Here is a 16596-nt window from a genome sequence, read left to right as displayed (position 1 = left end):
GTACCCAGCGGACACAGGATCGAGGGTGACCTCTTGACCACGACCGACGAGATCGGGCGCCTGCTCTCCGGCGCCCACCACGACCCCCACTCCGTGCTCGGCGCGCACGAGTCCGCGAAGGCGGGCTCGGCGGTCGTCCGCGCGCTGCGGCCCAACGCGAAGTCCGTCGCGGCCGTCGTCGGCGACCAGCGCTACGAGCTGGACGAGAGCCTGTCCGGGTTCTTCGCCGCCGAGGTCCCGGTGGTGCCCAACGAGTACCTGCTCGAGGTCGACTACGGCGACGGCGCCGAGCTGGTCGAGGACCCCTACCGCTGGCTGCCGACGCTGGGCGAGCTGGACCTGCACCTGTTCGGCGAGGGCCGCCACGAGCGGCTGTGGGAGGTCCTGGGCGCGCACGTGCGCTCCTACGAGACCCCCGCGGGCGTCGTGGAGGGCACCTCGTTCGCCGTGTGGGCGCCGACCGCGCGCGGGGTCCGGGTGTGCGGCGACTTCGACGGCTGGGACGGCCGCGCCAACCCGATGCGCTCGCTGGGCTCGTCGGGGGTGTGGGAGCTGTTCCTGCCCGGCGTCACCCCCGGCACCAAGTACAAGTTCCGCATCCTCGGCGCCGACGGGGCCTGGCACGAGAAGGCCGACCCGATGGCCTTCGCCACCGAGAAGCCGGGCCAGACCGCCTCCGTGGTCACCCTCTCCAGCCACGTCTGGGGCGACGAGGAGTGGCTCACCCGCCGCGACGCCACCGACTGGTCCGGCGCGCCGATGAGCGCCTACGAGGTCCACCTCGGCTCGTGGCGCGAGGGCCTGGGCTACCTCGAACTCGCCGAGCAGCTCGGCGACTACGTCGTCGAGCACAACTTCACCCACGTCGAGCTGCTGCCGGTCGCCGAGCACCCGTTCGGCGGCTCGTGGGGCTACCAGGTCACCTCGTACTACGCCCCGACCTCCCGCTTCGGCACCCCGGACGAGTTCCGCGCCTTCGTCGACGCCCTGCACGCCCGCGGCATCGGCGTGATCATGGACTGGGTCCCCGCCCACTTCCCGCGCGACGCCTGGGCCCTGGCCCGCTTCGACGGCGGCCCGCTCTACGAGCACGCCGACCCGCGCCGCGGCGAGCAGCCGGACTGGGGCACCCTGGTCTTCGACTTCGGCCGCACCGAGGTCCGCAACTTCCTCGTCGCCAACGCCCTGTACTGGATCGAGGAGTTCCACATCGACGGCCTGCGCGTCGACGCGGTCGCCTCGATGCTCTACCTGGACTACTCCCGCTCCGACGGCCAGTGGTTGCCCAACATCCACGGGGGCCGCGAGAACCTGGACGCGGTGCGCTTCCTGCAGGAGCTCAACGCCACGGTCTACAAGCACAACCCCGGCGTGGTCATGATCGCCGAGGAGTCCACCGCCTGGCCCGGCGTCACCCGCCCCACCCACCTGGGCGGCCTGGGCTTCGGCTTCAAGTGGAACATGGGCTGGATGCACGACACGCTCAGCTACATCGGCCACGACCCGGTGCACCGCGCGTTCCACCACAACGAGGTCACCTTCTCCCTGGTCTACGCCTGGAGCGAGAACTTCGTCCTGCCGCTGTCGCACGACGAGGTCGTGCACGGGAAGGGTTCACTGTGGACCCGCATGCCCGGCGACGACTGGAACAAGGCCGCCGGGCTGCGGGCGCTGCTGGCGTTCATGTGGGCGCACCCGGGCAAGCAACTGCTGTTCATGGGGCAGGAATTCGGGCAGGTCCGGGAGTGGTCGGAGTCCCGGTCGCTGGACTGGGACCTGCTGGAGAACCGGTTCCACGCCGGTGTGCAGTCGTTGATCGGCGACCTGAACGCCGTGTACCGGGGGGAGCCCGCGCTCTACGCCGACGACGTCCGGCCGGAGGGGTTCTCCTGGATTGATGCCAATGACTCGGCGAACAACGTGTTGAGCTTCGTGCGGCACGGGGCTGGGCGGGACCTGGTGTGCGTGGCGAACTTCGCTGGGGCTCCGCGTGAGAGGTACCGCGTGGGGCTGCCGCGGGGTGGGCGGTGGCGGGAGGTGCTGAACACGGATGCCGAGGTGTATGCCGGGTCCGGGGTCGGGAATCTGGGGCTGGTGACGGCTGAGGCCCATCCTTGGCATGGACGCCAGCACAGTGCTGAGCTCCGGCTGCCGCCTTCGGGTGTGGTGTGGCTGGTGCCGGAGGAGTGACGATGTCGGCTCCGGAGCGCCCGTGGCGCTCCGGAGCCTAAGATCCCGTCCATGGCACTGCCCGACGACGAGCTCACATCGCTTCTCGATGACATGGAGTCAGACCGGGTCGAACGCAAGGAGTCAGCGAGGGGGACCGAGAAGATCGCCGAGGCGATCTGCGCCTTCGCCAACGATCTGCCTGGTCATCGACTACCCGGGGTCGTCTTCGTCGGGGTGCGGGACAACGGTTCGTTCCCCGGGCTCGACATCACCGACCAACTCCTGCAGAACCTGGCTTCGCTCCGCGACCAAGGCAACCTGCTGCCGCCGCCGTCGATGAGCGTGCGCAAGGTGTGCGTCCGGGGGGTCGACCTCGCAGTGGTCGAGGTGCAGCCCAGCAACACGCCACCCGTCAGGTTCAAGGGGCAGGTCTGGATTCGCGTGGGTCCTCGCCGGGGTATCGCGAACGCCGAGGACGAGCGGAGGCTCAATGAGCGAAGGCGATCGCTGGATCTCCCGTTCGACGCGCAACCAGCGATCGGCACCGACGCGCAGACCGATCTCGACAGGTCGTTGTTCGTCGACACGATCATTCCCTCGCTGGTGCCTCCTGATGTGCTCGCCATCAACGGCAGAACCGTTGAGCAGAGAATGACGGCACTGCGGATGACCTCCGCGGACGGCACGCCCACCCATGCGGGGATCATCACCACGGGCATCGATCCGTTGGCAGTCCTGCCTGGGGCGTATGTGCAGTTCCTGCGCGTGGATGGTGACGATCTCACCGACGCCATCATCGACGAGAAGCGGATGGATGGACCGCTGCCAACCCTGTTGCGTCGAGTCGACGAACTACTCATGCTGAATGTCCGGACGTCGATCGACATCACATCGGGCCCGAGGGAACAGCGCGCGCCCGACTACCCCTTGGCCGCACTCCAGCAGGTGGCGAGGAACGCGGTCATGCACCGGTCGTACGAGAACACGAACACGCCGATCAGGATCACCTGGTACCGCGACCGCGTGGAGATCATCAATCCCGGGGGCCCGTTCGGAGCGGTGACCACCGAGAATTTCGGTAGCGGACCCACCGACTACCGGAACCCGACGTTGGCCGAGATGCTGCGAGGGCTCGGGTATGTCCAGCGGTTCGGAGCGGGGATCCCGATTACTCGAAAGACCCTGGAGAGCAACGGGAACCCCCCGCCGGAGTTCCAGGCGACGCCCACTCACGTCGGGGTAACCATCAGGAGCAAGGCATGACGGTTCCGGTAATCGCCTTCTTCAACAACAAGGGCGGCGTCGGCAAGACCACGCTGCTCTACCACGTGGCGTGGATGATGGCGAACCTCGGACACCGGGTTGTCGCGGCCGATCTCGACCCGCAGGCCAACCTGACGTCCGCATTCCTCGACGAGGACGAGATCGAGGCGCTGTGGTCAGGCGGGCACCGCACGGTGTGGGGGGCGATCAAGCCCTTCCACCAGGGTGACGGCGGTCTGGGGAGCGCGAGCCTGACCCCGACCTCCGACGAGCGACTGGTGTTGCTCGCAGGTGACCTCGACCTGTCCACCTTCGAGGACGACCTGAGCAGCAGTTGGCCGAAGTGCCTCGACGGTGACGTGCGGTCTTTTCGGATCATCTCGGCGTTCTCGACCATCCTGCAAGATGCGGCGAGCCAGCACGAAGCTGACTACGTCCTAGTCGACGTGGGCCCGAGTCTGGGAGCGATCAACCGGGCCGCACTGGTGGCCTCCGACCATGTGGTGATACCGGTCGCGCCCGACCTGTTCAGCCTGCAAGGGCTCCGGAACCTCGGGCCCACGCTGCGGGACTGGCGGAAGCAGTGGGGGCGGCGCTTGGCTGACCGACCTTCCGGGCTTTCCGGTGACCTCCCCCGTGGCGAGATGGATCCACTGGGTTATGTCGTCCTCCAGCACAAGATGAGGTTGAACCGGCCGGTCATGGCGTATCAGAAGTGGATGGACCGCATTCCCGGCGAGTTCCGCTCCTCCGTCTTGGGCGAGCAGGGCGCTGCCCCGGATTCGGCGAACGACCCCGCGGCCCTCGGTCAGATGAAGAACTACCAAAGCCTCATGCCGCTTGCCCAAGAGGCTAGGAAACCCATCTTCGAACTCACCACAGCGGATGGGGCCCTGGGCGGGCATCTGAGCGCGGCTCGCGACACCTACTTGCACTTCGCCGCGCTGACCGATCGCATAGTGGACGGCGTGCGCTCCTCGACCTCGAACGTCTAACTGGGCAGTTCCCGCGATGGATCCGCGAGGTCAGGCTAGTGGGAATGCTGCTACGCGGACGTGCTACGGGATTGCGGGGGTGCCGCCCTCTTGGGTTGGCAGACCTTCGGCTGTCCACGCTCGGAAGCCGCCTATGAGGTCGGTGGCGTGGGGCAGGCCCAAGGCCTGGAGGTCTCTGGCGGCGAAGCTGGAGGCGTAGCCCTCGTTGCAGAAGACGATCACCGTGGTGTCCTCGGTGATCCCCTCGACGCGGTGGGAGCCGTGGGGGTCCAGGCGCCATTCCAGGTGGATGCGTTCGATGGGGAGGGCGCCGGGGATCTCGCCTTCCGCCTGGCGGTTGGCGATGGGGCGGATGTCGACCAGGACCGCGTCGTTGGTGCGGTGGGCCTCGGCTGGGGTGACCCGGTTGAGGCCCAGGCGGGCTTTGGCCAGGTTGTCGTCGACGGCGCTCACTGGTGGGGGCCGCGTGGGTGGGGGAGGGCGGGGATCTCGTGGGGGACGTCGCGCAGGGAGGTGTACTGGCGGGTCTCGACGAGTGGGGGTGAGTAGGCGTGCACGCTGGCGGCGGGGGTGGTGCCGAGGTTCTGGACCTGGTGGGCGCGGCCCTGGCCGAAGCCGAGGGCGGCACCCGTCTTGTGCAGGCGGTGGCGGATGGGGCCCTGCGGGTAGCGGTAGGTCTCGGCCAGTTCGCCGAGCAGCACGGTGAACGAGCCCGACGCGCCGCCGTGGTCGTGTGGCCTGGTCCGCTGGCCGGGGAGCCAGGTCAGCAGCCACAGCTCCACCTCGTCGGTGAGCGCCAAGCGGGCCCACCAGCGCTTCGGTTCGGTGAACTCGGCCGCCTCCGTCAGCGGGGCGCGCAGCCGGGCGGCCACCGTCGAGGTGAGGGTGCGCAGGTCGGCGGGTGTCCACAGGGGGCTGCGGTCGCTGATCAGGTCGTGCAGCAGCGGGGTGTCGAGAGCGGGGTGGATCTCGTGGGTCCTGGCGGGGGTGGTCATGGGGTGTGGCGCTCCTGGGGTGTCCGTCGATGGCGGTCGGACACGGCACGCCCACTCGGCAGCGGTGGGCCTACCGTGTGGCGCTACAGCCGCACGAGGCCACCAGCAGCAGGTCGACTGCGCGGTCACTCCAGGAGAACAACATCGACCCGGTCATGGTGGCGATGGTGGCACGCCCGGGGGGAGACCCACCAGGCGTTCCACGGTCTGGTACCAGGACGCGTACTAGGCCGTGAACGCGTTGCCGGAGGCGATCTTGGGTCGGGGGAGCTCCTCGTGCGTCCCCGGTGCGGTCCTGGCGTAGACGGCCGCGGTCTGCTCGGCGATCAGGCCCCAGTCGAAGTCCTTGGGCAGGCGGGACTTGGCCTGGCGGGCGCGGCGCTTGGCCGCGGCCGGGTCGTCGAGGACGCGGCGGGCGGCCGTGACGATGGCGTCGACGTCGCCGGGGGGGAACGACAGGCCGGTGCGGTCCTGGACGACGACCTCGCCGAGTCCGCCCGCGGTGGAGGCCACCAGCGGCGCGCCCGCCGCCGCGGCCTCCAGGGCGACGATCCCGAACGGCTCGTACCGGCTGGGCAGCACCACCGCGTCGGCGGCGGCCAGGGTGGCGACCAGCTCCCGGTCGGACAGGTGGCCCGCGAACTCCACCGCCCGGCGGACCCGCAGCTTGCGCGCCAGCTCCAGCAGCGCCGCGGCCTGCGAGCCCTTGCCCGCGACCACCAGGCGCGTCCCCGGGTGCGTGCGCCGGATGAGGGGCAGCGCGGCGATCAGGTCGTGCACGCCCTTCTCCCACTCCAGGCGCCCGAAGAACAGCAGCAGCGGCGCCCCGTCGGGGCTGTGCAGCTCCCGCGCGGCGCGCACGGCCGCGGGGGAGACCCGCCAGCCCCGGGGCTCGATCCCGTTGTGGATCACCGAGATCCCCGCCGGGTCGACCTCGAACAGGTGGGCCACCTCGGCCCGCATGGCCGACGAGCAGGTGATCAGGGCGTCGGCGCGGTTGGCCAACCACCACTCGACCGAGTGAACCTGCTGGTTGAGCGGCTGGGAAAGCCACCCGCTGTGCCTGCCTGCCTCTGTCGCGTGAATGGTCGCGACCAGCGGCACGCCCGCAAAGGAAGCGAGCGCGATGGCCGGGTGGGTCACCAGCCAATCGTGGGCGTGCACGACGTCCGGCTTCCAGTCGTGCAGCATCGCCAGGCCTGCGCGGACCATCGCGTGGCCCATCGCCAGCGTCCAGGCGACGAGGTCCTGCTCGAAGACCAGGTGCGTGGGGTCCTCGGCGACGCGGACGACCCGCACCCCCGAGTCGAGCACGTCGGTGGTCGGGTGGGTGCCCGCGTCCGTGCCCGCCTCGTGCCTGCACAGCACCACGACCTCGTGGCCCTGCGCGGCGAGGTGCACCGCCAGCGCGTGCACGTGTCTGCCCAGGCCGCCGACGACCACCGGCGGGTACTCCCAGGACAGCATCAGCACGCGCATCTCGACGGTTACCTCCCCTTCGGGTCTGCCAACACTACTCGCCAGTAGCAAGGGGACGGGCGTCGAGTCCGCCGAACAGGCCGTCCTCGCGGCGCAGCTCGGCCGCCCGCTCGACGGCGCGCCGCCGTGCCCCGGAACGCAGCAGCGAGGCCAGTTCCGCGTAGCGGTCGCCGTGCACCTTGGCCCGGCGGCGGGCGTAGTCGGCGGCCGAGTCCTTGGTGACCATGAAGGCCCAGTCGCTCGACAGCGCAAGCATGGCCTCCCTGACCGCCTGGTCGAACACCGGGTCCCTGGTCTCCGGGCGCCAGCCGCGCACCAGGTCCAGCAGGTCCCGCTGCAATTCGGCCCCCGCGTGCACCAGGTCGGACACCTGCTCGCCGTCCCACACCCGCCAGTCCTTGCCCGATCCCCACGACGAGGCGGGCAGGTCCACCCGGCCGCCGGTGTACCCGGCCGCCAGCGCCCCGCCGAGCGTGGTCACGTCGACACCGCGTTCGGGCAGCAGCCGCAGCACGCGCTCGAGCCACGCGGGACCCTCGTGCCACCAGTGGCCATAGAGCTCTGTGTCATACGCGGCCACTACGAGCCCCGGACGACCGTGCTTGTCCTTGAGGTCACGCAGCCGCTCAACGACGGTGTCGACGAAGTCAACCGCATGGCGCTCAACGGCTTCAGCCGCAAGAGCCGCTTCGTAGGGCTTCTTGTCCTGCGGTGCCACCTGACGACCCGTCACCCGCGAGGGCTTGAGACCAGAGGGGTGGTCGTACGTGTGGAAGTCCCGGTAGGCGGCGTCACCCGGGTAGCCCGCCTTCGGGGACCAGACGCGGTAGGTGACCTCCAGGTCGCGCCCGAAGCAGTAGACGTCCGAGTCGCCCACGGTCCGGGCGAAAGCGGTGTCGCCGTGCAGCGCGGGGCCGTCGACGAGGAAGCGCTGAACGCCCGCCGCCGCGTAGCCGGTCTCCATCCCGGGCGCGTACCCGCATTCCGGCGCCCAGATCCCCGCCGGGCGGGTGCCGGTCCTGGCCTGGGTGTCGTCCAGGCCCGCGCGCAGGAAGAACTCGCGCAGCGCCGGGTCGAGCAGCGGCTGGAACGGGTGCGCCAGCGGGCCGCCGATCAGCTCGACGACCTGGTCGTCGACCAGCGGGCGCAGCACCGGGGAGAACCCGTGCCGCCAGCGCGCCTCGAACTCGGCCAACGCCCGGTTCGACGCCCGGAACTCGCTCGCGGCGACCTCGCGCAGCAGCGGGTCGCGGTGCTGCCAGCGGGTCGCGGCGTGCTGGGCGCGCAGGTTCCAGTCGCCCAGCCAGTCGTGCGCGGCGCGCAGCGCGTACGGGTCGTCGAGCTGGGCGGCCAGCACCGGCGTCACCCCGAGGGTGAGCACGTCGCGGCGGCCCTCCTCGGCGAACCGGTGCAGCATGTCGACCAGCGGGAGGTAGGAGTGCGCCCACGCCTGGTAGAGCCATTCCTCGCCGACCGGCCACGTGCCGTGGTGCGGCAGCCAGGGCAGGTGGCTGTGCAGGACGAGGGCGAACCCCCCGGTCGTGTCGCTCATGCCCGCGCGACCGCGACGAGGTCGAGGGAGGCGTCCACGTCCACGTCGGTGATCTCGAAATCAGCCGACTCCACCGACGCCACGGCCGCCAACAGCTCCTCCGGCCACTCCTCGCCGGAGACGGCCACCTCCAACTGCGCGTCGATGAACGACCCCCCGAACCGCTCGTCCAGCTCTCTGAGGCGCGGCCCGTGCCCCAGCCCGCCCAGGAACTCCACCGCGAACCCGGCGTCGCGCAGCAGCCCGCCCAACTCGTCCCCGGCCAGCTCCCGGGTGTGGAACGGGTTCAACGGCGTGTCCCGCCCCGGCGAGAACGTGATCCGGTTCGGCGTCGTCACGATGAGCACCCCACCCGGCCGCAGCACCCGGTGGCACTCGGCCAGGAACCCCTCCTGGTCCCACAGGTGCTCGATCACCTGCAGGTTCGCCACCACGTCCACGGCCCCGTCCTTGACCGGCAGCGCCGCCAGGTTCCCCCGCACCGCCCCGATCGCGGGGTACGCCCTGGCGACGTGCGCGGCGGTGATCTGGTCGTAGTCCAGCCCGATGACCCGCTTGGCGCCGGTGCGCGCCAGCAGGTCGGCGCCGTAACCCTCGCCGCAGCCCGCTTCCAGGACGATCGCGTCCTCGCAGTGGTGCGCGAGATCCAGGTACGCAGCCTCGTGCCGCCTGAACCAGTAGTTCTCACGCACGATCCCGGGGACGGTGCGCTCCCCGGTGAGCGGCAGCGGGTCGACGGTTCCAGGCTGTTCCATGGGCACGCCGGAAGACGGTAGTCGATGCGCTACTCGTCAGTAAGGGTCAGGGCTTGCGGGCCACGGCTCCCGCGACGCAGTGCTGGCTGTCGGCCAGGGGCTTGAGGCGGGGGCCGTCGGGCCACCAGTCGGCGGCGAGGACCAGGCCGGGGTCGATGAGGTCGAGGCCGGGGAGCATGTCGGCGATCTCGGCGCGGGTGCGGAAGCGGCCGGTGCTCATGTCGGCGAGGAGGATCTTCTCGATCTTCTTGGCGACCGGGGCGTAGCGGTCGTCCTCGGGGTCGAGGAAGTGGCTCAGGCCGACGATCGAGCCGGGGGCCAGGGCGTCGATGTAGGTCCGCATGATGTCGCGGGGGGCGCGGTCGCCGCCGTAGTGGTGGAAGGTCGCCATCTGGAACAGGGCGATGGGCTGGGAGAAGTCCAGGTGCTTGCGCACGACCTCGTCGGCGAGCACCTGCTCCGGCTCGAAGATGTCCTGGGCGGTGAAGTGGGTGCGGTCGTTCTCCTCGAGCAGCGCGCGGCCGTGCGCGATGACCACCGGGTCCTTGTCGATGTAGACGACGGTCGTGTCCGGGTTGACCCGTTGCGCCACCTGGTGGGTGTTCTCCGCGGTCGGCAGGCCCGAGCCCAGGTCGAGGAACTGGCGCACGCCGGTCTGCTGGGCGATGAACCGGGTGACCCGGATGAGGAAGTCGCGGCTGTCGAAGGCGATGTGCGCGGCCTCGGGCGCCGCGAGGTTGATCTTCCGCTGCATCTCGCGGTCGACCTCGTAGTTGTCCTTGCCGTTGAGGAAGGCGTCGTAGACGCGGGCGATGCTGGGCTTGGTGGTGTCGATGAAGGTCGGCAGCACCGTGCCGACGTTGCGGGGACCGTCGGAAGACATGGGTTCCTCACGGGGGTTCGTGTGGCGGGGACCAGTTCCGGGTGAAGAGGTACCCTCACTCTAAGGGCGTGCGTAGTACTCCTACTACGGCGGGCAGTGACCAATCCGGGCTCGGAAGGGGCAGGCGTGACCGAGGCGGGCGGTGGACCGACGGCCCGGCGCATCGTGCTGGGTTCCCAGCTCCGCAGGCTCCGCGAGCGCGCCGAGATCAGCCGCGTGGACGCCGGCTACCACATCCGCGGGTCGGAGTCGAAGATCAGCCGGATGGAGCTGGGCCGGGTCGGCTTCAAAGAGCGCGACATCGTCGACCTGCTCACCCTCTACGACGTGGTCGACCCGACCGAGCGCGAGCAGTTCCTCGACCTGGTCCGCCGCGCCAGCGAGCCGGGCTGGTGGCACCGCTACAGCGACCTGATGCCCGCCTGGTTCCAGGACTTCGTCGGCCTGGAGGAGGCCGCGGCCCGCATCCAGACCTTCGAGCTGCAGTTCGTCCCGGGCCTGCTGCAGACCGAGGACTACGCCCGCGCCGTGGTCAGCCAGGGCAGGCCCGACCTGGCCGACGCCGAGGCCGAGCGCCGCGTCGCGCTGCGCATGTCCCGGCAGAAGGTGCTGCACAGCCTCACCGCGCCCAAGCTGTGGGCGGTGGTCGACGAGTCGGTGCTGCACCGCCCGATCGGCGGCCCCGGCGTGCTGGGCGCCCAGATCGACCACCTGCTGGAGATGACCCGGCTGCCGAACGTGACGCTGCAGGTCGTGCCGTTCGCGCTGAGCGGGTACGCCGCCGAGGGCTCGTTCTCCATCCTGCGCTTCACCGAGGCGGAGCTGCCCGACCTGGTCTACATCGAGCACCTCGTCGGCGCCGTCTACCTCGACCGTCGCGACGAGGTCGAGCGCTACAGCCGCGCGGTCGACCGGTTGACCGTCGACGCCGAGACCCCGAGTCGGACCCGTGAGTTCCTGATCAAGCTCCGCGCCGAGATCTGAACTGATTTCTCGTCCACCCGCTGACATGGGGTGACTGCGCGCGGTTCGGGAAATACCCGCCTCGGTTACTCCGCCCGGGGGATGCGATGCACTAACACTTTCGTATGCACGTGCAGCTGCACCGGCGACGATCATGTTAACGTCGGCTTCGGCAAATGCACGTGCATATGCGAGAGGGGTCGGGGAACCATGACGGAGGTCCGGACCGGTATCGCGGCCGATCGACTCGTCGGGGTCCGATGGCGGAAGTCCTCGCGCAGCGGCGCCATCGGCAATTGCGTCGAACTCGCACCGCTCGCCGGCCAAGTCGCCATCCGGGACAGCAAGTCCCCCGGCGGCCCCGCTCTCGTGCTCCCCGCGAGCAGCCTGACCGCCCTGCTGCGCGCCACCCGCGCCGGGGGCCTGCGCAAGCAGACCACTGAGGACTACCTGCGCGCCCTCGTCGCTAGCGGCTACGAGTTCCTCCACCCCCGCGACACCGAGGGCAACATCACCGCCGTGGTCGGCGTCCGCGCCCACCACGACGTCGTCGACGTCATCCGGCTGCACGCCGAGGACGAGGCCATCGCCACCCGGGTCCCGGTGGACACCGAGGACGTCATGAACCCCACCACCGTCCTGTGGACCCGCACCGGCTGGGCCGTGGACGTCCTCCACGCCCTGTCGGGCCTCCCGGAGGACCACACCCCGGGCGTCACCGCGCGCGCGCTGTCGAGCGCGGGCCGCGGCTGCTGGGTCTCGACCGCCGCCGGCCGCGCCAAGTGGCTGTCCGCCTCGGCCTGAGCCCACTCGAACCCCGAAGGCCGCTGTGTCCCGCGCGTCGTCCGCTCAGGTGGGGGAGACGGTGACCGAGAGGGTGCCGGGTCCGGTGTGGACGGCGATGGCCGAGCTGGCCTCGGTCACCAGGTGCTCGCGCACGTGCGGGATGCGGGCCCTGAGCTCGCCCATGACGGACTCGGCCTCGGTCAGGGCGCCGACGTGCTCGACGGCGATGTCCACCACGCGGTCCCCGGCGTTGGCGACCGTGGTGTCGACCAGCTTGCGCAGCGCCCGGCCGGAGCCGAAGGCCCGGTCCAGGGGGGCGACCTGACCGTCCCGCATGGTCAGCAGGGGCTTGAGCGACAGGGCGGAGCCCACCAGGTGCGCCGCTGCTCCGATGCGGCCGCCGCGGCGGAGGTGGTCGAGGGTGTGCACGTGGACGAAGGTGGCGCTGCCCGCCAGCCGCCGCTTGACGGCCTCGACCACGCGGTGCGGGCTGCCCCCCGCCCCGGCGACGCGGGCGGCGCCGGTCACGGCGTAGCCCAGCGCCATGCCCATCAGGCGCGAGTCGATGACGTGGACGGGGGCGCGAAGCTGCGCGGCGGCCTGCCTGGCGTGCTCGACGGTCCGCGACTGCAGGGCGGAGATGTGGATGGACACCACCGCGTCGGCGCCGTCGTCGAAGGCGGCGCGGTAGGTCCAGTAGAGGGCGGCGGGGTCCGGCGGCTCGGTGGAGACCCCGCGGTCGGCGCGCATGGCCGCGACCACGGCCGTGGGGGGTACGCTGAGCTCGTCGGCCAGGTGGTCGCCGAGGCGGATGCGGATGGGGACCACACGGATGCCCCACTGGCGGGCGGTGTCAGGCGGCAGGGATGCGGTGGAATCCGTGATCACGGCGACCCTCATCGTCCGACCATAGCCCTTCTTTAGCCCTGGTCGCGCGGTCTTCGGTGAGCACCGTCACGTCGGCTGTGGGCAGTCGTGGTTGCGCGTTCGCTACTGGTGGGTAACATTGCGGTGGAACTAGGCCACCGAGCCGCCAGGCCGCAGGGCTCGGCAAGGCAGCCGAACCGCACATATTCATCTTACGGTGCGCTGTCCGCCCTGATCGGCGGCCCACGGTGCTTCGTCGCAGGGAGGTCGAACAAGACCAATGCCAAACATCGTCGTCCTGGTCAAGCAGGTGCCTGACACCTACTCGGAGCGCAAGCTCTCCGACTCCGACCACACGCTGGACCGTGACTCCGCCGACGCGGTGCTCGACGAGATCAACGAGCGCGCCGTCGAGGAGGCGCTGCTGATCAAGGAAGCGCAGGGCGGTGAGGTCACCGTCCTGTCCGTCGGCCCCGACCGCGCGACGGAGGCCATCCGCAAGGCGCTGTCGATGGGCGCGGACAAGGCGCTGCACGTCTCCGACGCCGCGCTGCACGGTTCCTGCGTCATCCAGACGTCCAAGGTCATCGCCGCCGCCATCGGCAAGGTCGACTCGGTCGACCTGGTCATCGCGGGCAACGAGGCCACCGACGGCCGTTCCGGCGCCGTCCCGGCGATCCTGGCCGAGCTGCTGGGCTACCCGCAGCTCACCCACGCCCGCAAGGTCGAGATCGACGGCTCCACCATCAAGGTGACCCGCGAGACCGACGAGGGCCTCACCCACCTCGAGGCCGGCCTCCCGGCCGTGGTCAGCGTCGGCGAGAAGATCAACGAGCCGCGCTACCCGTCCTTCAAGGGCATCATGGCCGCCAAGAAGAAGCCCGTCGAGACCCTCTCGGTCGCCGACCTGGGCATCGACGCGGGCGAGGTGGGCCTGGGCTCGGCCACCTCCAAGGTCGTCGAGGTCGCGCCGAAGCCCCCGCGCTCGGCGGGCCAGCGGGTCGAGGACGAGGGCGACGGCGGCAGCAAGATCGCCGAGTACCTCGTCGGCCAGAAGCTCATCTGAGAACAGCAGCGAAGGAGGGAATGACAACCATGTCCGAGGTCCTGGTACTCGTCGAGCACCTGAACGGCGAGATCAAGAAGGTCACCTTCGAGCTGCTGACCGCGGCCCGCGAGCTGGGGGCGCCGTCCGCGGTCGTCGTCGGCTCCGCTGGCACGGCCGCCAAGCTCAAGGAGTCGCTGGCCCAGTACGGCGCGGAGAAGGTGTACGTCGCCGAGTCCGACGACGCCACCGGCTTCCTGGTGACCCCGAAGGTCGACGTGCTGGCCACCCTGGTCGGCGCGAAGTCCCCGGCCGCCGTCCTGGTCGCCGCGTCCGCCGACGGCAAGGAGATCGCGGGCCGCCTGGCCGCCCGCACCGGCTCCGGCCTGCTGGTCGACGCCATCGGCCTGGAGGGCTCCGGCTCCGACGTGACCGCGGTGCAGTCGATCTTCGGTGGCGCGTTCACCGTCAAGTCGCAGTCCACCAAGGGCACCCCGATCGTGTCCGTCCGCCCCGGTGGCGTGGAGGCCGTCGAGGCCTCCGGCGCCGCCGCGGAGGAGACCGTGGAGGTCACCGCGACCGACGCGGCGAAGGCCACGAAGATCACCGGCGCCGAGCCCATCGTCGGCGGCGACCGCCCCGAGCTGACCGAGGCGGCCGTCGTCGTCTCCGGCGGCCGCGGCGTCGGCTCGGCGGAGAAGTTCGACGTCGTGGAGAAGCTGGCCGACGCGTTCGGCGCGGCTGTCGGCGCCTCCCGCGCCGCGGTCGACTCCGGCTACTACCCGGCCCAGTTCCAGGTCGGCCAGACCGGCAAGACGGTCTCCCCGCAGCTCTACGTCGCGCTGGGCATCTCCGGCGCGATCCAGCACCGCGCGGGGATGCAGACCTCGAAGACCATCATCGCGGTCAACAAGGACGCCGAGGCGCCGATCTTCGAGATCGCCGACTACGGCGTGGTGGGCGACCTGTTCGCGGTCGCCCCGCAGCTCACCGACGAGGTCGCCAAGCGCAAGGGCTGAGCCCGAACGCCCGGCCCGGAGGGCGGCCCCCGTCAACGGGGGGCCGCCCTCCGGCGTTCCCGACGTGCCGACCGTTAACTGAAGGTGCACCGACCGGTCACGCGATGACACCCGCGCAGGTCGCCTCACCGGCGTGACCCTTGAGCCATGACGCGGACCCAGGTGCTGCTCAGCACGCCGAAGCCGGGAACCGACACCCCCCAGTACTCGCTGCTCGTCGCACACGACGGAGCCGAAGTCGAGGCCGCGCAGCGACTGCGCCACCAGGTCTTCGCGGGCGAGATGGGCGCCACCCTGCACACCCCCGTCGCCGGGCTCGACATCGACGCCTTCGACGAGCTGTGCGACCACCTCGTGGTCCGCCACGACCCGTCCGGCGAGATCGTCGGCACCTACCGGATGCTGCCGCCCGGCCGCGCCGACGGCCTCTACTCCGACACCGAGTTCGACCTGTCGGCGCTGGCGGGCCTGCGGCCCTCCCTGGTCGAGACCGGCCGCTCCTGCGTGCACCCCGACCACCGCTCCGGCGCCGTGGTCAGCCTGGTGTGGGCCGGGATCGCCCGCTACATGTTCCTGTCCGGGCACTCCCACCTCGCCGGGTGCGCCTCGGTCCCGCTCGCCGACGGCGGCGACCTCGCCTCGGGCGTGTGGGACACCGTGCGCGCCAAGCACTACGCCCCCGACGAGCTGCGGGTGCGCCCGCTGGTCCCGTGGGAGCCCACCCCGTCGCCCGCCCGCGCGGTCGTCCCGCCGCTGCTGCGCGGCTACCTGCGCCTGGGCGCCAAGGTCTGCGGCCCGCCCGCGCACGACCGGGACTTCGCCGTCGCCGACTTCTTCGTCCTGCTCGGCCTGGCCGACATCGACGAGCGCTACCTGCGGTTCTTCCTGGGGGAGGGGCGATGAGCCACGCCTGGATGCCGACCTCGCCGTGCGGGCCCCGCTGCCTGACCGGCGGCGAGCCCACCGTCGGCGCGCCGCGCGCCCTGCTGCGCACGGCGGGGGCCGTCGCGGTCGTGCTGGTGTGCCTGGTCGCGGTGCCGGTGCTGCCGTTCATCGGCCGGGACCGCTTCGCCCGCCTGGTGTTCCGCTCCCTGCTCGGCGCCTTCGGCGTGCGGCTGTCGGTCACCGGCGGGCAGGCCCTGCGCGCCGCCCGGGGCCGCGGCGCGCTCGTCGCCACCAACCACGTGTCCTGGCTGGACATCGCCGCGGTCAACGCCATCCGCCCGATGCGCGCCCTGGCCAAGCGCGACATCCGCGCCTGGCCCGTCCTCGGCCGCATCGTCGCCGCCGCGGGCACGGTGTTCGTCGACCGGGAGAACCTGCGGTCCCTGCCGGGCACCATGGCCGCCCTCGCCGACACCCTGCGCGAGGGCGCCCACGTCTACGCCTGCCCCGAGGGCACCACCTGGTGCGGCCAGGGCGTCGGCCGCTTCCGCCCCGCCATGTTCCAAGCCGCGCTCGACGGCGGTGTCCCGGTGCGCCCGGTGGCCCTGCGCTTCCGGATGGCCGACGGCAGGGAGACCACGGCGCCCGCGTTCATCGGCGAGGAGACCATCCTCGAGTCGGTGCGCCGGGTGGCCCGGCTGCGGGGGCTGGTCCTCGAGGTGCTGGTGCTCGACGAGATCGCGCCCGGGCGCGCGGCCGACCGGCGGGAGCTGGCGGAGCTGACCGAGGCGGCGATCAACTCGGCGCTGGGCCGGGTGGTCGTGGTCCCCGCGCAGCGCAGGCGGAAGGTCTCGCGGCGCACCGCCCAGGCCGCGTAGGCCAGTTCGCCGCACAGCCGGGAAAAGGACTAGACCTCTACCCGGGTAGAGGTTGCAGG

At 71.1% G+C, this 16596-nt stretch carries 16 protein-coding genes; 9 read left to right on the top strand and 7 right to left on the bottom strand.

From position 1 onward, the window contains the following. The first annotated feature begins 33 nt into the window (after positions 1 to 33). The 3 genes from glgB to GCL84_RS01395 are packed head-to-tail and all read left to right on the top strand — an operon-like array spanning position 34 to position 4430. Entirely contained in the window at positions 34 to 2190 is a 2157-nt protein-coding gene (glgB, locus tag GCL84_RS01405; RefSeq protein WP_235925914.1) for a 1,4-alpha-glucan branching protein GlgB, read from the top strand. Between the two features lie 51 nt (positions 2191 to 2241). After that, a complete protein-coding gene (locus tag GCL84_RS01400) occupies positions 2242 to 3435 on the top strand; it encodes an ATP-binding protein (RefSeq protein WP_156753474.1) in 1194 nt (397 codons plus the stop codon). Further along, a complete protein-coding gene (locus tag GCL84_RS01395) occupies positions 3432 to 4430 on the top strand; it encodes a ParA family protein (RefSeq protein ID WP_156753473.1) in 999 nt (332 codons plus the stop codon). The genes GCL84_RS01400 and GCL84_RS01395 overlap by 4 nt, the downstream gene beginning before the upstream one ends. Before the next feature lie 63 nt (positions 4431 to 4493). On the opposite strand, the gene GCL84_RS01390 is transcribed toward GCL84_RS01395, so the two are convergent. The 6 genes from GCL84_RS01390 to GCL84_RS01365 form a co-directional block, all read right to left on the bottom strand. Continuing rightward, positions 4494 to 4883, bottom strand: a complete 390-nt coding sequence (locus GCL84_RS01390) for a rhodanese-like domain-containing protein (RefSeq protein WP_156753472.1) — start codon at positions 4881 to 4883, stop codon at positions 4494 to 4496. Then, on the bottom strand, positions 4880 to 5425 hold the full coding sequence (locus GCL84_RS01385) for a cysteine dioxygenase (RefSeq protein ID WP_156753471.1): 546 nt from the start codon (positions 5423 to 5425) through the stop codon (positions 4880 to 4882). The genes GCL84_RS01390 and GCL84_RS01385 overlap by 4 nt, the downstream gene beginning before the upstream one ends. 225 nt (positions 5426 to 5650) lie before the next feature. Next, positions 5651 to 6904 carry a glycosyltransferase family 4 protein gene (locus GCL84_RS01380; protein ID WP_156753470.1) on the bottom strand — a complete coding sequence of 418 codons (1254 nt, stop codon included), beginning with the start codon at positions 6902 to 6904 and terminating at the stop codon, positions 5651 to 5653. Between the two features lie 34 nt (positions 6905 to 6938). Next, positions 6939 to 8456 (bottom strand): 1,4-alpha-glucan branching protein domain-containing protein, encoded by a 1518-nt coding sequence (locus tag GCL84_RS01375; RefSeq protein WP_156753469.1) that lies wholly within the window; start codon positions 8454 to 8456, stop codon positions 6939 to 6941. Beyond that, the gene (locus tag GCL84_RS01370) at positions 8453 to 9211 is read right to left on the bottom strand and encodes a class I SAM-dependent methyltransferase (RefSeq protein WP_156753468.1); all 759 of its coding nucleotides are present in this window, start codon (positions 9209 to 9211) and stop codon (positions 8453 to 8455) included. Before GCL84_RS01370 ends, GCL84_RS01375 begins: the two co-directional genes overlap by 4 nt. A gap of 46 nt (positions 9212 to 9257) precedes the next feature. Then, a complete protein-coding gene (locus GCL84_RS01365; RefSeq protein WP_156753467.1) occupies positions 9258 to 10094 on the bottom strand; it encodes an SAM-dependent methyltransferase in 837 nt (278 codons plus the stop codon). A gap of 126 nt (positions 10095 to 10220) precedes the next feature. Here GCL84_RS01365 and GCL84_RS01360 point away from each other — a divergent pair, with 126 nt between their 5' ends. Next, positions 10221 to 11078 carry a helix-turn-helix domain-containing protein gene (locus GCL84_RS01360; RefSeq protein ID WP_197522941.1) on the top strand — a complete coding sequence of 286 codons (858 nt, stop codon included), beginning with the start codon at positions 10221 to 10223 and terminating at the stop codon, positions 11076 to 11078. 189 nt (positions 11079 to 11267) lie between these two features. Then, complete coding sequence (locus GCL84_RS30525) at positions 11268 to 11861, top strand: DUF397 domain-containing protein (RefSeq protein WP_268891315.1); 594 nt, start codon at positions 11268 to 11270, stop codon at positions 11859 to 11861. Between the two features lie 45 nt (positions 11862 to 11906). Here the strand turns inward: GCL84_RS30525 and GCL84_RS01345 are convergent, their stop codons facing one another. After that, entirely contained in the window at positions 11907 to 12743 is an 837-nt protein-coding gene (locus GCL84_RS01345) for a DegV family protein (RefSeq protein WP_156753465.1), read from the bottom strand. 247 nt (positions 12744 to 12990) lie between these two features. Here GCL84_RS01345 and GCL84_RS01340 point away from each other — a divergent pair, with 247 nt between their 5' ends. The 4 genes from GCL84_RS01340 (at position 12991) to GCL84_RS01325 (ending at position 16537) form a co-directional block, all read left to right on the top strand. After that, a complete protein-coding gene (locus GCL84_RS01340; RefSeq protein ID WP_156753464.1) occupies positions 12991 to 13776 on the top strand; it encodes an electron transfer flavoprotein subunit beta/FixA family protein in 786 nt (261 codons plus the stop codon). Between the two features lie 29 nt (positions 13777 to 13805). Next, positions 13806 to 14774: an electron transfer flavoprotein subunit alpha/FixB family protein gene (locus GCL84_RS01335; RefSeq protein ID WP_156753463.1), complete on the top strand. Its 969-nt coding sequence runs from the start codon at positions 13806 to 13808 to the stop codon at positions 14772 to 14774. A gap of 147 nt (positions 14775 to 14921) precedes the next feature. Beyond that, on the top strand, positions 14922 to 15677 hold the full coding sequence (locus GCL84_RS01330; protein ID WP_156753462.1) for a GNAT family N-acetyltransferase: 756 nt from the start codon (positions 14922 to 14924) through the stop codon (positions 15675 to 15677). Next, a complete protein-coding gene (locus GCL84_RS01325; protein ID WP_156753461.1) occupies positions 15674 to 16537 on the top strand; it encodes a lysophospholipid acyltransferase family protein in 864 nt (287 codons plus the stop codon). The genes GCL84_RS01330 and GCL84_RS01325 overlap by 4 nt, the downstream gene beginning before the upstream one ends. Positions 16538 to 16596: the final 59 nt, after the last annotated feature.

Source organism: Actinokineospora pegani, assembly GCF_009745975.1.
In the GTDB taxonomy this organism is placed as follows: domain Bacteria; phylum Actinomycetota; class Actinomycetes; order Mycobacteriales; family Pseudonocardiaceae; genus Actinokineospora; species Actinokineospora pegani.
The sequence above is the reverse complement of the archived record's forward strand: the minus strand, read 5'-3'. Positions and strand labels throughout refer to the sequence as shown.